A 308-nucleotide genomic window follows, 5' to 3' on the forward strand; every position below is an offset into this window, starting at 1 on the left:
GGCTGGAACACGATCGAATTGAGGCGTCGGCACCCGCTGTTTTCCGGCATTCCGACCGGGCCAGACGGGCTGCATGCCTATTTCGTCCACTCCTACCATCTCGATGCGAAAAACTCCGACGAGGTCCTTGCGGTTGCCGACTATGGCGGCCCGGTGACCGCCACGGTCGCCCGCGACAATCTGGCCGGCACGCAGTTCCATCCTGAAAAGAGCCAGGCGCTGGGCCTGGCGCTGATCACGAATTTCCTGCGCTGGAGGCCCTGATGAGCCATCCGCACCGACCGTTGGCGCTGCCCCTCATTGTCCTG

The 308-nt window shown here is 63.6% G+C and carries 1 pseudogene; it reads left to right on the forward strand.

The window, feature by feature from the left end:
* A pseudogene (locus EN852_RS38530) lies at positions 1–264 on the forward strand (imidazole glycerol phosphate synthase subunit HisH); the annotation flags it as partial.
* Positions 265–308: the final 44 nt, after the last annotated feature.

Source organism: Mesorhizobium sp. M2E.F.Ca.ET.209.01.1.1 (assembly GCF_004010375.2).
Lineage (GTDB): Bacteria > Pseudomonadota > Alphaproteobacteria > Rhizobiales > Rhizobiaceae > Mesorhizobium.